This window comes from Neobacillus sp. DHD-1R (assembly GCF_057747995.1).
The window spans coordinates 2,221,670-2,241,206 of sequence record NZ_CM173232.1; the positions used below are offsets into that span (position 1 = coordinate 2,221,670).

A 19,537-nucleotide genomic window follows, 5' to 3' on the forward strand; every position below is an offset into this window, starting at 1 on the left:
AGTTGGAGCGCTCCAGGCCATACGCCGCTGAACAGGGCGCTTGCGCTTTTCCCCTTATACCGAAAAACTAACATCAATTTGGATGATTTCAGAGCGGCTGCCAATCCGGAGTGGTGGACCCCAAAATCCAAATCCTGATGAAACAATCGTATGTAGTTGATTTTTGTGCAGGTAACCCCAGTCCAGTTCAAATATTCTTCTGGTAATGAGATGATTCGGTGCCATCTGTCCTCTGTGCGTATGCCCGGATAAAAGTAAGTCAACATGATGTTTTTCTGCCTGACTAATTTCTGCCGGTTGGTGGTCCATCATGATGATGGGGGCATCCAGATCAATGTCTGCAAGTAAATTCTCGATGGATATCCGCTTCCCATCGGTTTTATCTTTCCGTCCTGCTAAATAAAAACTGTCCTCAATCTTGATGATTTGATCAAGTAGGATTGTAATCCCGTTTTGTTCCATCTCCTTTAAAAATTGGGGAATTCCGCCGCCATAATATTCATGATTTCCGAGAACACCATATATTCCGAGTGGTGCTGATAACTCGTTCATAATCGTTCCTATCTTTTTTTTGATGAAGGGCTCAGGGTCATCATCAATGATATCGCCGGGTAATAAAATGAGATCCGGCTGTAGTGCATTTACTTGTTGAACCAGCCGGCGAGCATGGGAACGACCTGAGAGTCTGCCGAAGTGCATATCAGAGGCCATGGCAATTCTGAGTGTCGAAAGATTTTGAGCCTTTTTTGGAATCACAATGGAATAGTTGCGGACAACAGGGCTATAAGCATTAAATGTTCCAACAATAAAGAGAGCGATAAAGGCAACAATAACGATGGCACCTAGCCAATTGATAACCGATATGGTTGGAAGTCCAGCAAAAACTAGGACGAGCCCAATAAGATTTGCAAGGGGCAGAAATAAAATAGCGTATTGTAGGACACCAAACCAATAGGAACCAATCATTTTAAAAATGGACACACTTTTTAGGAAATGGCCAATGATGTAGGAAAATGAGATCAGTCCAATTAAAATCCCATATGGCCAAGAAGCCTCAAGACCAAAGGCGGCATGCAGCCACATCCAGCCGTTCCAGCCAATATAGAAGGTTAATGCTGCATAAACAATAAGGATAAGGAGAAAATTGATCACATTGCGCAGTTTCATAAAAAACTCCTTTTATGTAGTTACTAAAACAGGATCTAGAATGTAAAGATTGTAAGCATAGGTGAATTTTAAAAAAACATGAAATGTAGTTCAAGTATTGCATGTTAACTATGTACTGTCAATTAAACTTTGCTGTGAGGATTGACATAGAAAACGGTAAAAAACCGCATTCATATCGTAATGCGGTTTTATCAGTTTTACTTGGAGTAAATATGTCACGTCAAATAACTTCTAGAAATGCTGTTCTTCTTGTTGTTTTACTTTTAGTCTTTGCTCTAAGACCGAAATCATAGAGAGGAAATGATCAGCTTCCCTTACTACATGATCTGCTAACAATGGATCAATGACACTACGGATTTGACATGATTTTATTAAATCTAAGCCCGCTTGTTTAAAATTTCGAAGCTCATGGGTGGCATTTTCACTATCCTTATTTAGCTTTCCGATTATTGGATAAGTCGGACTCTTCTTATATAGCATGGATTCAACATCTCTTGCTTGATTAAGAAGAACTTCAAAATCGTCGCCGAATTTACTTGCAGTTTTCACTAAATTTCGTTCTGATTGATCCAATAGTGAAGCAATAAAGCGTGAGTGCTCCATCATAATTTTAAGCCAAAATACATTTTCTTTGATGATGGCATCCTGAATAGGATCCATTATTCCTTCATTAAATTTTTTTAACGTTCTCATAAAATACTCAGCTTCACGGGCAATGTGATCGACAAGCAGCGGGAAATTAAATCCCTTAACTTTGCAATTAATAATAAGAATAAGGAGATTACGTTTGAAATTTCTTAATCCTAACACCAATTGAATAGAATCTTCGTTCAACTTTCTGACTGCGGTTACATCATTTGGAGTTTGGTGAGCTCGCTTTTCTTGTTCTTGAAAGTAATAATAAAAACGATCTGTTTGTTGAATGAGCTGCTTATCATGACGGTTGAATCCTTCACTTAAAAAATACGAATGCTCTTTCATAATCCGTAACCAAAATTTATTTTCGGTTAAGGATCGTTCAATAAACAGTTGCTCTGTCAATGATTCAGGTGGTGCAGCAAAGGACTCAGGAGAAATCAGCAATTGATTCTGACTGTCATATATACCCGTAAAGCCCTGATTGACCATGTCTTCGCCCCCTAAAATAACCATTACTACATATTTATTTCAAAGATTTCCTTATATGTCATGGGACTAGTTTGTATCTTGAATATATAAAATAAAGATGTCGTAAGCGCAGTTTCTTCCGTCGCTTTACAATACGGGGGTATGATATAATAAGTCAAAAAGGAGGCGTTAAAATGTCTCATGAACAAGAGGTTGAAAAGGAACTTATTGATGATTCGTGCTGTGACCATGAGGGCAGCCATCGACAAAGTCATCATTCAGATAAGGTTAAAAACAATCTTGTAACAAGGTTGAACCGAATCGAAGGTCAAATCCGAGGAATTAAAGGTTTAATTGAAAAAGATACGTATTGTGATGATGTCATTAATCAAATTTCTGCTACCCAATCGGCGTTAAATAGTGTAGCTAAAATCTTGCTTGAGGGTCATCTGAAAAGCTGTGTTGTCGAGAGAATCCAAGAAGGGGATTACGAGGTCTTGGATGAGGTTTTGGTTACCATTCAAAAATTAATGAAAAAATAAAAGGGTCAGACCCCCGCGATTTCAGCATTCGTGGGGTCTGACCCTTTTGATACGATCTCATTCTATTTAATTTGTAGTCTTTGCCACTTCCGGGACACGAAGAAGGAATATTCCTCCGATAATAAATAATAGGACTAAGCTAAATACGCCGCTACTTGTATTTCCGGTTAACTGAGCTGTAATACCGACTAAAAATGGACCTAAGATGGCAGCAAATTTATAAAAGATGCTATAGAAACCAAAAAATTCATTGGCACTATCTTTTGGAACGAGCTTAGCAAAGTAGGAACGGCTTAACGCCTGAATGCCACCTTGGGAGGAACCGACAAGCATAGCGAGAATCCAAAAATCTAATGTGGTTTTTAAAAAATAAGCATATACACAAATGACGATATAAATAAATATGCCAACTAACAACATCGTTTTTCCCGTGAATTTATCGGCAAGTTTTCCGTATAAGACTGCAAACGGTGCCGCCACCACTTGTGTCGCAAACAAGATAATTAATAGGTTCGTAGATGTGATTCCTAAATCAGCTCCATAGGTTGTTGACATCGTGATAATGGTATTAACGCCATCAATGTAAAAGAAATAAGCGATTAAAAACAGAAATAAGGGTCGGTATTGCCTGATTTTTTTAAAAGTTGTAAAAAGCTGTTTAAATCCATTGACTACAGGGTTTGGTAAGATTTCCTTATAATAAACCTGCTTCACATTTTTTAACATCGGAATGGTAAACAACCCCCACCATAAGGCCGTAATCGCAAAGGCAAGCTGGCTTGCGAGCGTTACAGAGAGTGGAATAATATTTTGCTGTGATAAAATAATCAGGGCAATTCCAAGAATAAACGGAATGGTACTGCCGATATAGCCCATCGCATATCCTTTTGAAGAAATTTGATTCATTCTTTCTTCTGTTGTTACATCGACAAGGAAAGCATCGTAAAAAATATTTGTACCTCCAAAACCAATGACGGTAACCATATAACAGATTAATAGAATCAGCCATTGATCACTTGGCACAACCGCAAGCAGGAAGGTAAAAATAATACCGAGAGCAAAGAAAAAGATAAAAAATCTTTTTTTGAAGCCTTTGAAATCAGCGATACTTCCCAAAATAGGGGCACATAGCGAAATGAGCAAAGTGGCAAAGGAATTGGCATAACCCCAGTAGGCAGTAGAGGTAGATGCGGCCAATCCCGCCTCGTTCGCTGCCGCTTTAAAATACAATGGAAATATGGCCGTGGTAATCAGGATCGAATAGGCCGAATTCGCCCAATCATAGAACACCCAGCTTTTCTCTTGCTTTGACATCCGACTCATTCATTTTCCCCCTTATAAAGTCAACATTTCTTCGATAACTCTTCCATCGGTATTTCCTAAGCTGACACCGAGGAGCCTTGCGAATGTCGGGCCTTCATCAATGAGCCGGATAGAAGGCAGGGTGATCGGCTGAATCCCTTTCCCGGCTGCCATCAAGATGGTGCCATAATTCTCTTTTTCAGGTGAATAGCCATGACAGGCAAAGGTGTACTTTTTATCAGATGCGGCCGCCTCCTTGGTGATCGTTTTGATGTAATCCCCCTGATAGTCTTCTAAAAAATAGAAACCCCGCCGCGCTTCAATCATAAAGGCGCATGTCCCATCAGCCCCTTTTTCCGCGGCTTGTTCACCTGTTAGTACCTGTTCGATGCCAGAATCAGGGTCAGCTAATAAAGAATCTAATAGATTTTTAACTTCTTTATAAGTCGCTGTATCTTGTTTATCTTTTATGTAAATATATGCAGAACCATCACAACTTTTACAATAGGCCTTCCAATTTATTAATTTCCCATTCGCGTTTGTTGTAATTAGGTTTTGGGTATGTAAGAGGACATTCACATTGACAGCCTTATGTTCATCCAGGGCACTATGATCTCCTAATGCCACGATGGTCGAGTGTTCATAGATTCCGCTCTCTTGTAAGGCCTCAATAATTCTACCAAGCCGGTTGTTATGTCGGTGAATCGCCGCTATTGCTTCATCGGAAGAAAAACCATGATCATGCCGCTGCGTATCTAAATCGGTAAAGTGCACCATCAATAAGTTTGGTTTCTTTGTTTTAATTGTGTCGACGGTGGATGCTAAGACAAAATCATCTAATTCAGGTTGCCTAAGCCCATTGCGGAGATGTCCGAAGCGTTTATTGAGATCCCACTGATAGCGCGGCGTGCCACTACGAAGCGATACAAGAATTTGATTATGCCAGCGGCGATTAGCGAAGATTTCCGGCATATTATAGTCGATAGCAGCGGCTTTTGCAGTCACTGGCCATAAAAGGGCTGCGGTCGTCATCGCTGCCTTTTTCACTTCATCATATAAGGTAGTCCCCTGGATACAATCCCGGTACCAATTCCAATCAGGTGAAGCCATACCTGGTTGCAGCAACGTATTATTGATGACCCCGTGCCGATTCGGATAATTTCCTGTCACAATGGTGGCATGACATGGATAGGTAACCGAAGGGTAGATGGTTTCCACCTGTTCGACATAAGTGCCATTGTTTAATAAGGTCTGAAAGTGAGAAAGTTCTTGTAATATAGGAAAGTCTAAAGCAGAAAGACAATCAAATGAAATAATGATTAAATGGTCAGTAAGTCGTTGCATGCAAACCCTCCAGTAAATAGTTCAGGTTACTTTTATTTTACTATAGGAGGATTAAAAGGAAAGAATTGTTACAAAATATTTACAAAAATTTTTGAAAATTTGGCAAAACTATAGAAGTTTATAGAGTCATTATTTTATTAAGGATTTTTTCTAGTATAATGAAATTAGCAATTAATGGATAATGTGAGTTCTGTTAGTATAGGCGTGTATGGCTCGCGTGCTGCTTGATGGTGAGCCTAAATCAATACGTTGTAACCAGTAAATTTTCTTAAACTTACTGCCGTTACATGCGGAAAAAAGGAGTTGGAAATCATGCCAAGTTTCCAAAGTTATTTTTTCGAAAAAGCAATTAAGCTATCGGTAAAAAGAGCTGTGAAGAAGGGTTTAAGGAGTAAAGGGATAGGTGAACAGCGGCAAATGCTTGATGCTGCCGCTAGAAAAATTGCCAGACTGCCAAAAAACTGTAAGGTTGAGTCCCTTGAAGTGGAAGGGTTATATGCAGAGTGGCTTTCTTTCGGCAGCACATCGTTGGCAAATAAGGTGATTCTTTATTTACATGGAGGAGGGTATGCCCTATGTTCAGCCAATACTCATCGTCCACTCGCTGCTAGAATCGGGAGAGCGTCTGGTGTGAAGGTCCTGTTTCCTGAGTATCGCTTGGCACCCGAACATCCTTTTCCAGCGGCGATTGAAGATGCGGTAACCGTTTACCACTGGCTGCTCGAGCAAGGGTACGATTCTTCGAACATCATCCTGGCAGGTGATTCGGCGGGAGGAGGACTGTGCCTTGCCACTTTATTGGTGTTAAGAGATCAGAATGAGCCCCTTCCGGCTGCTGTTGTTTGTCTTTCACCATGGGTAGATTTAACAAGCAGCGGGGCAAGTTATCGGCAAAATTATCAGATTGATCCGTATTTAAGTTTCGAAGTAGTAAAAGGGGCTGCCCGTATGTACGCAGGGAATGAGTCCCTCGAACACCCGCTCATATCCCCCATCTTTGCGGATCTTACAGGATTGCCGCCCATGTTTATCCAAGCTGGTAATCATGAAATTTTACAAAGTGATGCCATGAAGCTCGCACAAGAAGCAAGGAAAGTAGGTGTGGATGTTTCGCTTAATGTTTGGAATGGAATGTGGCATGTTTGGCAAATTAGTGGAGATCGCTTACCTGAAGCAAGAAGAGCGGTGACGGATATTGGAAGATTTGTAAAGAAAATATTTAGGCAGTGAAGGTCCGTGAGATGACCTTCACTTTATTTTTTTAATGATCCTATTTTGACTTGTTTCCTTTGTGATCGTAACTAAACCAAGATTGTTGCTGGTTTCAATAATGGAGCCTTTTTCTAAAAATTGATACCTCAATTGATCTTTCCATAAATAGGGTTCTTCTTCATGGTCTTTTTCAACATGGATAATCGTGTAGGTGGGGTCACAAATCCGGTGGATATCTTTATTTTTCCTGCTTAAAGAGTTGAAACCAATGACCATTTTCATCAAAAGTCCCCAAATTCCAGAAAAACTCATATTTTTAAAAGCGCTGCTTGTATATTGCTGAATCGGAAGCTTTTTTCCATTGGCAAATGTGACCGCAGCCTTAACGGCTGAGGCATAGTGTACATCTCCTGATAATATAAGGCATTGAGATGGGGCCCATTCAGTGACCTGTTGAAGGAACTCTGTAAACCCTTTTCCGTTATATTTCCAAGCTTCAAAATCAAAGGAAGTTTGCACGTCCACGCCGATGACCTTAAAAGGGTAGACAAAATCGTGCAGAAAGGATTCAATTAGGCCCATTCCGTAAAAGGGTGTGGCGGAGACGATGACCAAGGGGGTCCCACTTTTCCATCCGCTTAAGTGAAGCTTATTTGTAAGGAGAGACCAACCGATTTGGTTAATGAGCTGGGGGCAACCCTCTGTTTCTGTTATAATATGACCAAATTTTACTGGTTTGGGTGTGGACTCATATTCACGCAGTGTTCGGGTATCTAGAAAAACGGCCTTAGGCGTGGTTGGGGCAACAAAATGCCACGAGTTAAAATTCAAAAGTTTCATAATCCATCTGTCATTTAGTTTTGAGTGAGTGCTGTCATTCCTCAATTTCTTAAAATAAGCGGCCATCATCTCGATAAAATCTTGATCATAGGCTTCCGGATCGTTCCCCCAGCCTTGGAACGCCCAATATGCGGCAAGGCCGTTTGCAATGATATGTCGGCCTAAGGACGCATTTTGAACGTTCTTTTTCCAATTGGCTGAAATATTCCAATCATCGGTAATATCATGATCATCAAAAATCATATAGGTCGGTATATTGGCTAACAATCTTCGAACTCGCCAAAGTGTTTCTTGGAAGGTAATTAGGGCTTCTTGTTGATCTTGGTACCGAACCTTTAGTTTTTCGCGCTCTGTTTTATGTTCCTTCAAAGTGCGCTCCTTATTTGGAAACGTATAATGAATAAGCTTTTTTTCTTCCATCTCCGCAAAGGATGCAAATAATTGGTGCTCTTGAGCGGCGGCCCACAGTTCGGGATTCCAAGTTAATAGATACATTGCAGCAAATTCGCCTAATTCGATTAAATGGTTTTGTGCTTGAGAGGACGTAAACAGGGCAAGATTTTCCATGATAAATTGTCTGCCGTTTATTTGATTAAGCTGGGAAGGATAGAGTTCTTGATTGAGGCGATCATCCAATAGATGGAGTGGTTCATTTTTCCCAATTAACTCTTTGCCTATTGTGGCAATGGGCAGGATGATTGGATCGGCGACATCATCTGCATAAATTTGGTCGCCCATCAGAAAAAGTGCGTCTGGGCGATCTTCCTTCGTCAAGGCATACGTTTTTTCCAGGATCATATCTGCAAAGGCTAGTGTATCTTCTCCCTCACCATGGAGTTTTCGGCAAGAGCCATATAAAATATTGCTTTTGCACTGGCAATTCCCGTTTTTTATTTGAAAAGTAGGGTATTTAAGCTTTCCATATACGATGGAATGCTGTTGATTAGGTGTGAGGAAGTTCAGACTCTTTAAATCATGCTGCTCAGAGCCATGGCTGAATTGTAGATTGTAGCCAATCAAAGTATCGGTTGGAAATTGGCCGTTGATGGGGGCCGCTTTAATTAAATGGATGAACAGTTGTTTGCCAATCTTTACGGTCATAGGCACACTAACTGTTGCTATCTGCTGGTAATCGAAGGAAAGATCATCCCCGCCTCCTTGGCTTTGGCTGATTTGATAGAAGATTCCTTCAATCATAAATCTCCTGCTTGTCGCAATCCAAATAAAAACCTTAGATGGTTCAACCCTCCGAACAATCGGCCCCGCCAGCACCATCGGGAACTCCATCCTGCTCATAACTTCACCTCCAAAATAAATTACTACCATATTATTTGTTAGGAGGGATACTGGTGACATTGTTAAAGAGTGCCTGACACCGTTATTACCTCGTGGAGATTGGTAATGGTGTCAGGCACCCTAGCAAGATTAGTTGTAATAATATTGCCAATATTATTGCGAGTGTTTTCAAATGGAGGATTTATAATAGAAGGGAGGATGATTCCGTCTTTGTCTGTCCATTTGTAATCGCGGTGGTTTTGGTAAATGAAGGAGGAGTAAATAGCATGAAAAGTTTAATTGTTTATTGCTCATCCCATGGGACTACAGAAAAGGTGGTTGGGTTATTATCTGAGAACCTAGCTGGAGAAGTCTTATCGGCAGATTTACAAAGGGAAAAAACTATTTTTGACCTCAAGGATTTTGATGCCGTAATTATTGGAGGGTCGATTCACGCAGGACAGATTCAAAGAAAAATTAAAAAGTTTATCAACCAACACCACGATGAATTATTGGAAAAGGAATTAGGACTTTTTCTCGTTTGTATGCGAGATGGAGAAATGGCGATTGAGCAATTTAACAATGCTTATCCGCAAGAAATGCGAAAGAACTCTGTTGCACTCGGCTTGTTTGGCGGCGAATTCCTCGTGTCGAAAATGAACTTTTTTGAAAGACAAGTGGTAAAAAAAGTAGATGGAATCATCTCGGACAGCTCAAAGTTAGATTTGGAAGCTATAATGGAGTTTGCAACCAAGTTTAACCATATTCAAATTCCGGTATAAGTTTAATGCTCACTTTCATCAGAGATCAAGCAGTTTACTGGGGAATTTATAATGTAGATGGAAAACGTTCTTGCGTTTGCAGGGGCGTTTTTTATTTATTAGGATCTATTAAACGATATGGCTGATTCCCTCCATTCTCAATAGGCAGGGGCATTTTTACATTTTGATTATAAAATGCAATCAGTTTGCCCATAATGAAAGGGTCTCATTATAAACATGAAAGAGGATTCAAATGAAGATCTGGTTTAATCGATGGTTTACAACCGTTTCACATTATATTGATATGATTCGGGCAAATGAGGATCAGCGGAAATTTATTATTTATGGTACCCATCCAAATAAAGATGCGCTATATTTACAAAATTGTGATTACGCCTTCGTAGAGCCTGACATATCAGGGGAAAAATATATAGAGTTTTGTCTTCAGTTTTGCCAAAAACATAAAATTGATATTTTCATTCCTCGGAAAGAAAATGTCCTCATATCCAAGCGGTTAGCTCATTTTGAAACCTTGGGTGTGAAGGTTCTGGTATGCCCTAATGCGACTCTTATGGAAATACTCGATAATAAAGCGGCAGCCTATCAAACCTTATCCAACGGGGTCCCGATCTTTTCGATCCCCGATTATTATGTTGTCAATAATCTGGCGGATTTTAAGAATGCCTATACCAAACTCAAGGAATTGGGTCACGAGGTTTGCTTTAAACCTGTGATTGGAGAAGGGGCAAATGGTTTCCGGGTGATTAAAGACAAAATGGAGTCAATCGATCAGCTTTTCCATCAAGGAATTGGCTATCGAATTTCGTATGCCTATGCCTGTGAAATATTAAGTCAGCAGGAAACCTTCCCCGATTTAATGGTTCTTGAATTTTTGGAAGATAGGGAATACAGTATTGACTGCGTGGCTTCTCATGATGAATTATATGCTGCGATTCCACGTATGAAAGGGGATGGCCGGGTGAGAGAGCTTGTGGATAGTGTGGAGTTAATCGAGCTGGCCCATAGGTTCCATCAAGTTTATAAATTACCTTATGTGTTCAATATCCAGGTGAAATATAGTAATGGGGTGCCGAAGCTGCTCGAAATCAATCCACGCATGAGTGGGGGGATGCATGTCAGCTGTCTTTCAGGCATCAATTTTCCATATCTGGCCATAAAGATTCTATTGGGTGAAAAAGTAGGGCAGTTGATGCCGCAGTTTGGTATAAGGGCTAGTCATATTGAAAAAGAAATGATTTTGAAATATGGAGATATTAGTTAATGTTTAAAAAGAGCAGGTTTACTTAAACCCGCTCTTTTCATCAGTATGGATTATTTATAGAATACTTTGTCGATGTTGTATTTTGCATGAAGAGTATTGATGATGTAGGTTTCATAGATTTCTCTTTCCATTGGTTCTTCGACAACGATCACGGCAATCTTATAAACCTCATCGCGATGGGATTTGATTGGGGAAACGGTATCTTCAAAGTGCCGCTTCACACGAGGTCTTAGCTTTCTAGCTTTTCCTACAAAAAGTAATTCGTCATTGGCGTTAAAAAATAAAATCATTCCGCCTTTATCACGAGGAATTTTGTTGTAATCCGTGAAACCATATTCGCTGCTAAGTGGTGATTCGACTTTTTCTCCAACTTGTCTGCTTTTCGTGATCACAACATCTGGATTTGGTATTTCAATTTTTATCATAAAATAAATTCGCTCCCTGCTTAAAAATAAACGGCTAACGTGCTTAGCCAACAGTTCATTATAGCATATCCTGCCATATTAGGTTTGACTTTCTTAATTTAACCATTTTTTTCAATTCGAAACCATTTTGTATCAGAGAATTGGAGAAATAATAATAGAAAAACGAAAGAAGATTTTGTAAACTTAAAGAAGGCATTGATATTTTTACGTTTTAGATTCGCTTCTGAAGTGAATAATCTTACATGTGGGTGTAATATGGTAGTAGCTTTCTTTTTTGTTAGAAGGTTTCAAAAAATTTTTTCGAAAGGGTGTTAGTATGGCAATTTCATTATCTAAAGGTCAAAAGGTAGACTTAACGAAAACAAATCCTGGATTATCCAAGGTTGTAGTTGGTCTTGGCTGGGATACCAATCGCTATGATGGTGGGAAAGATTTTGATTTAGACGCAAGTATTTTTTTATTAGATGCCAATGGGAAGTGTGGATCTGAAAAGGATTTTGTATTTTATAACCAGCTTGAAGGCGGAAATGGTTCCGTGGTACATACAGGTGATAACCGTACAGGTGCGGGGGACGGAGACGATGAGCAAGTTAAAGTTGATTTAAAGGCAGTCCCTGCTCAAGTTGAAAGAATTTCATTTGTGATTACGATTCATGATGCAGAATCCCGCGGTCAAAATTTCGGACAAGTTTCCAATGCCTTCTGCCGGATTGTTAATGAGGAAACTAATCAAGAAATCATTCGTTATGATTTAGGAGAGGATTTCTCCATTGAAACAGCGATTATTGTTGGCGAACTATACCGTCACAACGGCGAGTGGAAATTCTCAGCCGTCGGCTCCGGCTACCAAGGCGGTCTTGCCCGCATCGCAACCGACTTCGGTTTAAACGTGGGTTGATTCTAACATACACATAGAAAAGGCCAAGCAGGAGACATTCTCCTGCTTGGCCTTTTTTGGTTGATATTATTAAACCAAGAATTCGAGAGCAGTACCTCGTCAGACCACACTATTTTTGGCAGAATTAGAGTCTAGTAAGTCTGAGTCGGTTACTGCTGAAATCGGTATATTTATTAATGTTAAATCGCCATTTTCCTCTCCAAATCCATAATTTCGTTTTTCAGAAACAAATGTGTCCACTTGAAAAAAGGGTCCTATTGTAAAAGAAGATTCATGCTCGAGCACGTTAATTTTAATACCTAAAAAGTTGACAACCATCGGTGAAAAATTCACCAAAATGCTCACTTCCTTTCTAAAATGGGAACCGTGGATTCAAACGAGGATAAGGCATCCAATTGATCCCTATCATCTACAGCACTTCGTGTTGCTACAAAGTCACTATTATCCCCAAAGTTTTGACCATATCCTTGATTTTTCTTATCCGAGTTGTGCCAATCTGCTAACACATTTTGACCAATATTTACTGCTGAAGCATTTTCAAAGGAATTTATCTTCAATAAGAAAATATTAATATTAACATAAGGTACTGGTGCCGGCATGATGGACCCCCTTCGTTTTGTCTTAAATATATATGCCTAATAATGCTAGATTATGTGGGAATGAGGTGAAATCGGTGAACGATGAGAAGATTAAACGATTAATGGAATTGGCTTCAAATATATACGGGACCGATTTTTGGAAAGATATCTTTGATCAAAATATGATGGGTTCATTTCTGGCAAATGGGCAGCAACAGAAAACGAATGTCCAACAAGAGAGGGTGTCAAATCAGCAAACAACACCTAGTATAAATATGAATTCCGTTCCATCCAATAATCAGCCAATATATACAAAAGGTGACCCCCGTTTTCCACTCGTGGATATAATAAAAAAGGAAGGGAAAATAATAATCTTGATTGACCTTCCTGGGATAAAAAAAGAAGAGGTTCAGTTAATGGTCAATCAAAATTATTTAATTGTAAAAGGCAATTCAAAATCAATAGTAAACGAGGATGGATGTGAAGTACTCCACAACGAACGAAAGCAAGGTCCTTTTGAACGCCATATTTTATTACCGAGCCCGACAGATGGCAGTAATATATCAGCCAATTTCTCAAATGGTGTACTGCAAGTTCATTATCCTTTACTTGAAGAAGCCGGCGAGATTATTCCCATTGACTAGAAGTGGCTGCTTGTTGTGTTTTAAATGCCTCGCTATCCTGCACATCGCTGTCGTCGACATAGGAAATGGGAATAAGGTATTCTGTGCCATCAGAATTTTCCTCTCCGAACCCCTCGTTCCTACAGTTGCTTACATTCCGGTTGATGATAAAGTTGGATCCTGTTGATAGGTTGCTGTTTTGTCCAATTGTATTAATTTTTATATAGTGTAAGTTTACAGCCGAAGGCAAAAAGAACATAGATGCTTCCTCCTTAATTTTTATAAAGGTACGTTATTAACATAGACATGTTCCACTTGGACGAGCATATAGTAAGGAAAAGAAGATTGTCCTCAGTGGGGACGTCAAAAGCGGGGACGGATTATGCTATTAAAAAAACTATTCTTTTCCTCTAATAAAGATGACAAATATAGTAAAATAGAACAAAAGCTGCGGCTCATAGAACTAGAAATTCAGAAGCTCCATTTGTTAGAGAAGAAATGGGAGCAGCAAAAGGAAGATAACATTCAGCCGCCTGTAATTATAGAAAAAGTACATGTTGATAAAATTGTATTCGACAAGTTTGAATTAAATAATAACTTTGGTCAGCTTGGGATTAAAGAGTTAAAGGGAAGGTTAAATATTGGTGCCACATATGGAAGTGATTTTTTACGGACAGAAGGAGAAAAGGAAACTAAACAGGATCATGGAGAAAGGAAAGCCGATCAAAAGAAACCACAATCTGACGGACCAAAAGTCAACATAATACCCAAAAGAGAAAACTACTAGACTTCATTTTTGATACTTAAACACGCCTAAATGCTTTCTTAGTTGAATAAGAAGCGATTTGTTGGTATGGTTACTGTATGATTTTGAGTGAGGGAGATTGGGTATGAAGTTTTTGATTAGGACCCAGATTTTCGCGGTTTTATTGGCGCTTTGTTGGGTTATTTACTTAACTATTTTGACGTTTTTGGATCAGCCAGAACGTGCTATACAGTACATAAATACGTTTGTTTTTGGATTAGCCATTGTATTGGCCATTATTTATTTTCTTTTAACAAAGTATTTAATTGGCCGAAACTGGAAGGCAGTCCCAGTGATTCTGATCTCTTATTTCCTGATATACAAGCCGATTTTTCAAAAAATGCTTTTAAGTATGGTGAATGAAAGCTTTGGATTGATGCTTAAATTCTTTGCATTGTCCACTGGGACAACCCATCTTCTTGCTATTCTAATTGGTCTGGGTTTGGGCATTATGTTCATAAGACCGCAAGTAAAGTCGTAATACAGTCCAAAAAGGATGAATCCTTCCATAGTGAAATAGGATTCATCCTTTTTGTTAAAACGGTGTATAATCCACATTGGTTGTATAGTCATTTGCAGCATTCCACAATAAATATTCCTGAATTCCCTGGGCGTGTAACGCCCGAATTTGATCCTCTATTTCCGTTTTCCCATACACTTTATAATTCCCCTTGCCGAGCCATGTGGCGGTAAAATCTTGAAGCCATGGCCTAGATGTAGGGGGTGTGGCTAATTTTTTCAAGCGCGCAGTTTCAACCTTTGCATATTCTTCCACAAGGCGAAAGGGTTCTAGATCAGGCTTGGCTATCCCAAAATTACCTGTCCAGTGACTAGGATAAATCATTGCGGATATAACATCGACATGTTGAGCGATCTTTGAAAAATTTTGGCCAATACCAGGTGCTTCAGGTATAATGGTTGCATTTCCAAATGTATCGACAGACACCTTAACCCCATACGGCTTTAATTTTTTACTAGCATATTTGACGAATCCAGTGACTGCCGCCACTCGATTCCTATTCCCTTGTTTACCTTTGTATGTAAGGGGACCCTCGAGAGTCTCAAATTTTTCAGGAAATCTCACATAGTCAAATTGAATTTCCTTAAAGCCCATTTTGGCTGCTTCAATCGCCATGCCAATATTATATTTCCATACTTCTTTGTGAAAGGGGTTTGTAAACGAATCCCCTCGGGAATTATGCCAAACGCCCTGATTTGTTTGAAACGACCATTCGGGGTGGGAACGAGCCAATACATTGTCTTTAAATACGACGATCCGGGCGATCGGGTAAATGTGCTCTGTTTTTAAGGTCTGAATCAGTTTCTTTGGCTCCGTTATATAAGGGTGACTGGCAGTCAAAAAAGGTGAATATTTAGCGGGCGTAAATGTTAGATGGCCTTGGTCATCCTTGATATCAATAACCATTGCATTTAAATCGGTCTGCTTGACGAGATTGAGTAACTTATTGAACTGTGGGCCTTGAGTATTTGGTGCCGTCACATAAATGCCCCTCACTGGATTTTTAGTCGGATGAGTACTCGCTAATATCGGACGATTCGTGGTAAATGTGACTAGGACAATCAATAAAATAAGATACTTCCGCATATTCCCACTCCTTGCAAATTATGATTATCTAAATTATCGTTTGCAATATATATATAAATAATACAAAGAACGATGCTGGTGCCTTCTAGTGCCTGACACCAACCGTTTTCTGTGCGTGAATGTCCACTCCAGGCGTACAGTGTCCATAAATGGTGTCAGGCACCATTTTTAATGACTCCATGTTAAAAAGCTCTATATTTAATGGCACCCTGTTTCATTGTATAATTAATAGATAGAAGCAGAAGCGGTGGCAGGAAGGGCGGGGTTGCAATGGTGGAGAAGTGGATGATTGCGGATCGGGATTTAAATGAACGGGAGGGGCTTAAATGGTTATTAAAGTCTTCTTCTATTCCAGTTTCGAACATCTTGCTGGCATCAAACTTTCAAGAATTTGTGATGGTGTTTGAAAAGGAAACACCAGACATTATTCTGCTGGAGCTAGATATGCTCAAGAAGGAAGACTGGTCACGTTTTCGTGAAATGATGCAGATATATGCCCCGATACTTGTATTAACCAGTGCCGAAGCAACCTTCGAAAAAGCAAAAATGGCGATAGATCTGCAGGCGTTGGATTTAATGATTAAACCGTTTTCCGCCACAAAGATTAAATCAACCTTTCAAAAAGCCTCGCGAAAACGGAGTCATCAATATCAGACAACTAGTACAGAGAGGGCAAGTACATATCGAGATTTATCATATGAAAGTTTATTCCTTCCAAAAGTGTCATCATCTGAGGACTATAAACTTGCCGCTTTTCAAACAGAAAGCGTTGAACTAGTTCCGACACTGCAGTCCTTTTTACTGGATTATCCATTTATTGATAAACACGCTGTTTTCGCTCTAAGTGATATGGTGGTTCTGTTATTCAAGGAAACCTGCCTTACGATCACAGAACAATGCCAAAAAGCGATGAGAAAGTGGGAAGAGGATTATTCAGATTCACTAGCAATTGTCGTTCATAAAGGAAAGACCTCGGATTCAACCCTTAACAAGAAATACCTGCAGACTCGAAAAATGCTGGAGTTTACTTACTATAAGGGCTACCGCCAAGTGGTCGAATTTACATTTTCATCGGAGTGGGTGCATATTGATCCTTTTTTAACGCCGCCGGAACAAAGAGAATGGGTCGATATGCTGACAAATCTTGACGTGGACAAAATAAAAAAGTGGCTCTATGCTGAATTTCTCCAATTACAAAGTCCATATCCTGATCCTGGACTGGTCAGAATTAGGTTAACTAGTATTTTGGCGCAAGTAAGAAGATTTATGAAGACATACAATTTAAATGTAAATCGGAATTATGAACGAGAATATCGGACTATTTTCGATTCGATTCTTTATGATGCGGTTCTTTATCGAACAGTTCAAAACCTCATTTTATTTATTCAAAAAATATTTATCGGTGCTGGTGCCACTATTCAAAATACAAAACAAGATGCGATCGAGCGTGGAATTGCCTATTTAGAGAGCCACTATTCCAATAGTGGCTTACGCCTGGAAGATGTCGCCCAATTTGTGGACCGAAATCCCTCTTATTTCAGTCATCTGCTGATTACGAAAACAGGTTCTAGTTTTACAGAACTATTAACAGCTGTGCGAATGAAGGAAGCAAAACGGCTGCTAATAGAAACAAGTAAGCCAGTTAAAGAAATCGCGATTGTGGTTGGATATCAAAATGCAAATTATTTTAGTAAAATATTTAAATTATTGATTGGAAGGTCACCGAGAGAATTTCGGATGCAAAAAGGTGTAATAGAAAAGGACCACTTCACCAACATATAAATAAATGAAAGAGAAACAAATGAGGGTACATGTTGTGCTTCTTTTTCTATAAAAACTATCTTTTTATAAATATATTTTCATAAACTAGAAGGTTATCCTAATAAAATTACTCTTTTGAACATTTAAATTTTCCTTTATCTAATGATTTACAGCTATTTTTCAGAAAATTTTATTTTTACAATAGGAATAGAATGATAAATAGGGAGTGATGAGAATGGAAAAGAACACCTTTAAACCAAGAGTAATAAAAAACTATCACGGGACGGAATTGCACGCTAAGGGCTGGATTCAAGAAGCTGCGCTGAGAATGTTAATGAATAATCTGGACCAAGAGGTTGCTGAAAGACCGGGAGATTTAATTGTGTACGGCGGAATTGGCAAGGCTGCCCGCAACTGGGAATCCTATGATGCGATCGTGAAAACACTGCTTGCATTAGAGGATGACGAAACATTGTTAATTCAATCTGGCAAACCTGTCGCCGTTTGGAAAACACATAAAGACGCCCCGCGTGTTTTACTTGCCAACTCAAACCTTGTTCCAGCGTGGGCCAATTGGGAACATTTCCATGAACTGGATCAAAAGGGGTTAATGATGTACGGACAAATGACCGCCGGAAGCTGGATTTATATCGGCAGTCAAGGAATTGTCCAAGGAACCTATGAAACATTTGCTGAATTAGCAAGGCAATCATTTGGCGGAACATTAAGACACACGATTACCTTAACCGCAGGACTTGGGGGTATGGGCGGCGCACAGCCACTCGCTGTCACAATGAATGACGGGGTTTGTTTAGCGATTGATGTCGATGAGTCCAGAATTGACAGACGAATTGAAACCGCTTACCTTGACCTGAAAACAAATGACCTTGACGAGGCATTGAAACTGGCTCACCAAGCAAAGCTGGATGGCAAGGCATTATCGATAGGGTTAATCGGAAACGCAGCAGAAATTTTACCATTAATGCTTGAAAAAGGCTTCAACCCTGATGTGCTTACAGACCAAACCTCTGCACACGACCCGTTAAACGGCTATGTGCCTGTTGGGTTTACGTTGGAAAAAGCAGCGGCATTACGGAAAACCGATCCAGCAAGGTATGTAGAACTCTCCAAGCAAAGTATGGCTATGCATGTTAAAGCGATGTTGAACATGCAGGAAAAGGGCGCCGTTACCTTCGATTATGGGAACAACATCCGGCAGGTAGCCAAGGATCAAGGAGTGGAACATGCCTTTGACTTCCCAGGATTTGTTCCAGCTTATATTCGGCCCCTATTCTGTGAAGGAAAAGGGCCGTTCCGCTGGGCAGCCTTATCCGGAGATCCTAACGATATTCGAAAAATTGATAAAAGGTTATTACGCGAGTTTAAGAATGATGAACACTTGTGCAAATGGGTGAAGATGGCTCAGGAAAAAATCAGCTTCCAAGGACTTCCGGCCCGGATTTGCTGGCTCGGATACGGAGACCGGGCCCGCTTTGGCAAACTCATCAATGATATGGTTGCATCCGGAGAAGTTTCCGCTCCAATCGTAATTGGTCGTGATCATTTGGATGCAGGTTCGGTGGCTTCGCCCAACCGAGAAACAGAAGGGATGAAAGATGGCAGTGATGCTGTGTCCGACTGGCCAATCTTAAATGCCTTAATTAATGCTGTCGGTGGTGCGAGCTGGGTGTCGGTTCACCATGGCGGCGGAGTAGGAATGGGGTATTCACAGCATGCAGGGATGGTTATTGTGGCAGATGGAACGAAGGATGCCGAAGTGCGTTTAGAACGAGTATTAACAACCGACCCTGGGATGGGTGTGGTTCGGCATGCCGATGCAGGCTACGAGCACGCCATTAAGACAGCAAAAGAAAAGGGCATCAACATGCCCATGCTGCAGCAAGATTAATTTTTCAAAAGGATCTGTTAAACGACAATGTTGTTTTTTATACTCGTTGATTGGAGCGGAAGGCGCTCGACTCCTGCGGGCGTGCAGGGGAGACCCCACA

Annotated in this window: 20 protein-coding genes; 10 read left to right on the top strand and 10 right to left on the bottom strand. The window is 40.0% G+C overall.

Annotation, left to right across the window (positions count from 1 at the left end):
• Positions 1-54 precede the first annotated feature (54 nt).
• Both AC3ANL_RS10700 and AC3ANL_RS10705 read right to left on the bottom strand, forming a co-directional pair.
• On the bottom strand, positions 55-1,167 hold the full coding sequence (locus AC3ANL_RS10700; protein ID WP_488329190.1) for a metallophosphoesterase: 1,113 nt from the start codon (positions 1,165-1,167) through the stop codon (positions 55-57).
• Between the two features lie 231 nt (positions 1,168-1,398).
• Positions 1,399-2,295 (bottom strand): DUF2935 domain-containing protein, encoded by an 897-nt coding sequence (locus AC3ANL_RS10705; protein ID WP_488329191.1) that lies wholly within the window; start codon positions 2,293-2,295, stop codon positions 1,399-1,401.
• Positions 2,296-2,468: 173 nt separating this feature from the next.
• Here AC3ANL_RS10705 and AC3ANL_RS10710 point away from each other — a divergent pair, with 173 nt between their 5' ends.
• Positions 2,469-2,816 (top strand): metal-sensitive transcriptional regulator, encoded by a 348-nt coding sequence (locus AC3ANL_RS10710; RefSeq protein WP_488329192.1) that lies wholly within the window; start codon positions 2,469-2,471, stop codon positions 2,814-2,816.
• Positions 2,817-2,882: 66 nt separating this feature from the next.
• On the opposite strand, the gene AC3ANL_RS10715 is transcribed toward AC3ANL_RS10710, so the two are convergent.
• Both AC3ANL_RS10715 and AC3ANL_RS10720 read right to left on the bottom strand, forming a co-directional pair.
• Positions 2,883-4,139, bottom strand: a complete 1,257-nt coding sequence (locus tag AC3ANL_RS10715) for an MFS transporter (RefSeq protein WP_488329193.1) — start codon at positions 4,137-4,139, stop codon at positions 2,883-2,885.
• Between the two features lie 12 nt (positions 4,140-4,151).
• The gene (locus AC3ANL_RS10720; protein ID WP_488329194.1) at positions 4,152-5,462 is read right to left on the bottom strand and encodes an alkaline phosphatase family protein; all 1,311 of its coding nucleotides are present in this window, start codon (positions 5,460-5,462) and stop codon (positions 4,152-4,154) included.
• A gap of 312 nt (positions 5,463-5,774) precedes the next feature.
• Between AC3ANL_RS10720 and AC3ANL_RS10725 the strand changes: the two genes are divergently transcribed.
• Positions 5,775-6,692 carry an alpha/beta hydrolase gene (locus AC3ANL_RS10725; RefSeq protein WP_488329195.1) on the top strand — a complete coding sequence of 306 codons (918 nt, stop codon included), beginning with the start codon at positions 5,775-5,777 and terminating at the stop codon, positions 6,690-6,692.
• An 18-nt stretch (positions 6,693-6,710) separates the two neighbouring features.
• Here AC3ANL_RS10725 and AC3ANL_RS10730 read toward each other — a convergent pair whose 3' ends face one another.
• Positions 6,711-8,810 carry a metallophosphoesterase family protein gene (locus tag AC3ANL_RS10730; RefSeq protein WP_488329196.1) on the bottom strand — a complete coding sequence of 700 codons (2,100 nt, stop codon included), beginning with the start codon at positions 8,808-8,810 and terminating at the stop codon, positions 6,711-6,713.
• 266 nt (positions 8,811-9,076) lie between these two features.
• Here AC3ANL_RS10730 and AC3ANL_RS10735 point away from each other — a divergent pair, with 266 nt between their 5' ends.
• Together AC3ANL_RS10735 and AC3ANL_RS10740 are read left to right on the top strand one after the other, a co-directional pair.
• A complete protein-coding gene (locus AC3ANL_RS10735) occupies positions 9,077-9,571 on the top strand; it encodes a flavodoxin domain-containing protein (protein ID WP_488329197.1) in 495 nt (164 codons plus the stop codon).
• Positions 9,572-9,803: 232 nt separating this feature from the next.
• The gene (locus AC3ANL_RS10740; protein ID WP_488329198.1) at positions 9,804-10,832 is read left to right on the top strand and encodes an ATP-grasp domain-containing protein; all 1,029 of its coding nucleotides are present in this window, start codon (positions 9,804-9,806) and stop codon (positions 10,830-10,832) included.
• A gap of 50 nt (positions 10,833-10,882) precedes the next feature.
• On the opposite strand, the gene AC3ANL_RS10745 is transcribed toward AC3ANL_RS10740, so the two are convergent.
• Positions 10,883-11,257, bottom strand: coding sequence for a nucleotide excision repair endonuclease (locus tag AC3ANL_RS10745; protein ID WP_488329199.1), 375 nt, complete (start codon positions 11,255-11,257; stop codon positions 10,883-10,885).
• 316 nt (positions 11,258-11,573) lie between these two features.
• Here AC3ANL_RS10745 and AC3ANL_RS10750 point away from each other — a divergent pair, with 316 nt between their 5' ends.
• Positions 11,574-12,155 carry a TerD family protein gene (locus AC3ANL_RS10750; RefSeq protein WP_488329200.1) on the top strand — a complete coding sequence of 194 codons (582 nt, stop codon included), beginning with the start codon at positions 11,574-11,576 and terminating at the stop codon, positions 12,153-12,155.
• A gap of 99 nt (positions 12,156-12,254) precedes the next feature.
• Here the strand turns inward: AC3ANL_RS10750 and AC3ANL_RS10755 are convergent, their stop codons facing one another.
• Positions 12,255-12,473, bottom strand: coding sequence for a hypothetical protein (locus AC3ANL_RS10755; RefSeq protein ID WP_488329704.1), 219 nt, complete (start codon positions 12,471-12,473; stop codon positions 12,255-12,257).
• 23 nt (positions 12,474-12,496) lie between these two features.
• Positions 12,497-12,754 carry a hypothetical protein gene (locus AC3ANL_RS10760; protein ID WP_488329201.1) on the bottom strand — a complete coding sequence of 86 codons (258 nt, stop codon included), beginning with the start codon at positions 12,752-12,754 and terminating at the stop codon, positions 12,497-12,499.
• A gap of 74 nt (positions 12,755-12,828) precedes the next feature.
• Between AC3ANL_RS10760 and AC3ANL_RS10765 the strand changes: the two genes are divergently transcribed.
• Positions 12,829-13,377: an Hsp20/alpha crystallin family protein gene (locus AC3ANL_RS10765; protein ID WP_488329202.1), complete on the top strand. Its 549-nt coding sequence runs from the start codon at positions 12,829-12,831 to the stop codon at positions 13,375-13,377.
• Here AC3ANL_RS10765 and AC3ANL_RS10770 read toward each other — a convergent pair.
• Complete coding sequence (locus AC3ANL_RS10770; protein WP_488329203.1) at positions 13,361-13,615, bottom strand: hypothetical protein; 255 nt, start codon at positions 13,613-13,615, stop codon at positions 13,361-13,363. The two genes, AC3ANL_RS10765 and AC3ANL_RS10770, sit on opposite strands and share 17 nt — an antisense overlap.
• 123 nt (positions 13,616-13,738) lie before the next feature.
• On the opposite strand from AC3ANL_RS10770, the gene AC3ANL_RS10775 reads away from it, so the two are divergent.
• A complete protein-coding gene (locus AC3ANL_RS10775) occupies positions 13,739-14,143 on the top strand; it encodes a hypothetical protein (protein ID WP_488329204.1) in 405 nt (134 codons plus the stop codon).
• A gap of 103 nt (positions 14,144-14,246) precedes the next feature.
• On the top strand, positions 14,247-14,642 hold the full coding sequence (locus tag AC3ANL_RS10780; protein WP_488329205.1) for a hypothetical protein: 396 nt from the start codon (positions 14,247-14,249) through the stop codon (positions 14,640-14,642).
• Positions 14,643-14,696: 54 nt separating this feature from the next.
• Here the strand turns inward: AC3ANL_RS10780 and AC3ANL_RS10785 are convergent, their stop codons facing one another.
• Positions 14,697-15,767 carry a putative glycoside hydrolase gene (locus AC3ANL_RS10785; RefSeq protein ID WP_488329206.1) on the bottom strand — a complete coding sequence of 357 codons (1,071 nt, stop codon included), beginning with the start codon at positions 15,765-15,767 and terminating at the stop codon, positions 14,697-14,699.
• A 270-nt stretch (positions 15,768-16,037) separates the two neighbouring features.
• On the opposite strand from AC3ANL_RS10785, the gene AC3ANL_RS10790 reads away from it, so the two are divergent.
• Both AC3ANL_RS10790 and hutU read left to right on the top strand, forming a co-directional pair.
• A complete protein-coding gene (locus AC3ANL_RS10790; RefSeq protein WP_488329207.1) occupies positions 16,038-17,549 on the top strand; it encodes a helix-turn-helix domain-containing protein in 1,512 nt (503 codons plus the stop codon).
• A gap of 214 nt (positions 17,550-17,763) precedes the next feature.
• Positions 17,764-19,437: a urocanate hydratase gene (hutU, locus tag AC3ANL_RS10795; RefSeq protein ID WP_488329208.1), complete on the top strand. Its 1,674-nt coding sequence runs from the start codon at positions 17,764-17,766 to the stop codon at positions 19,435-19,437.
• The last annotated feature ends 100 nt before the right edge of the window (positions 19,438-19,537 follow it).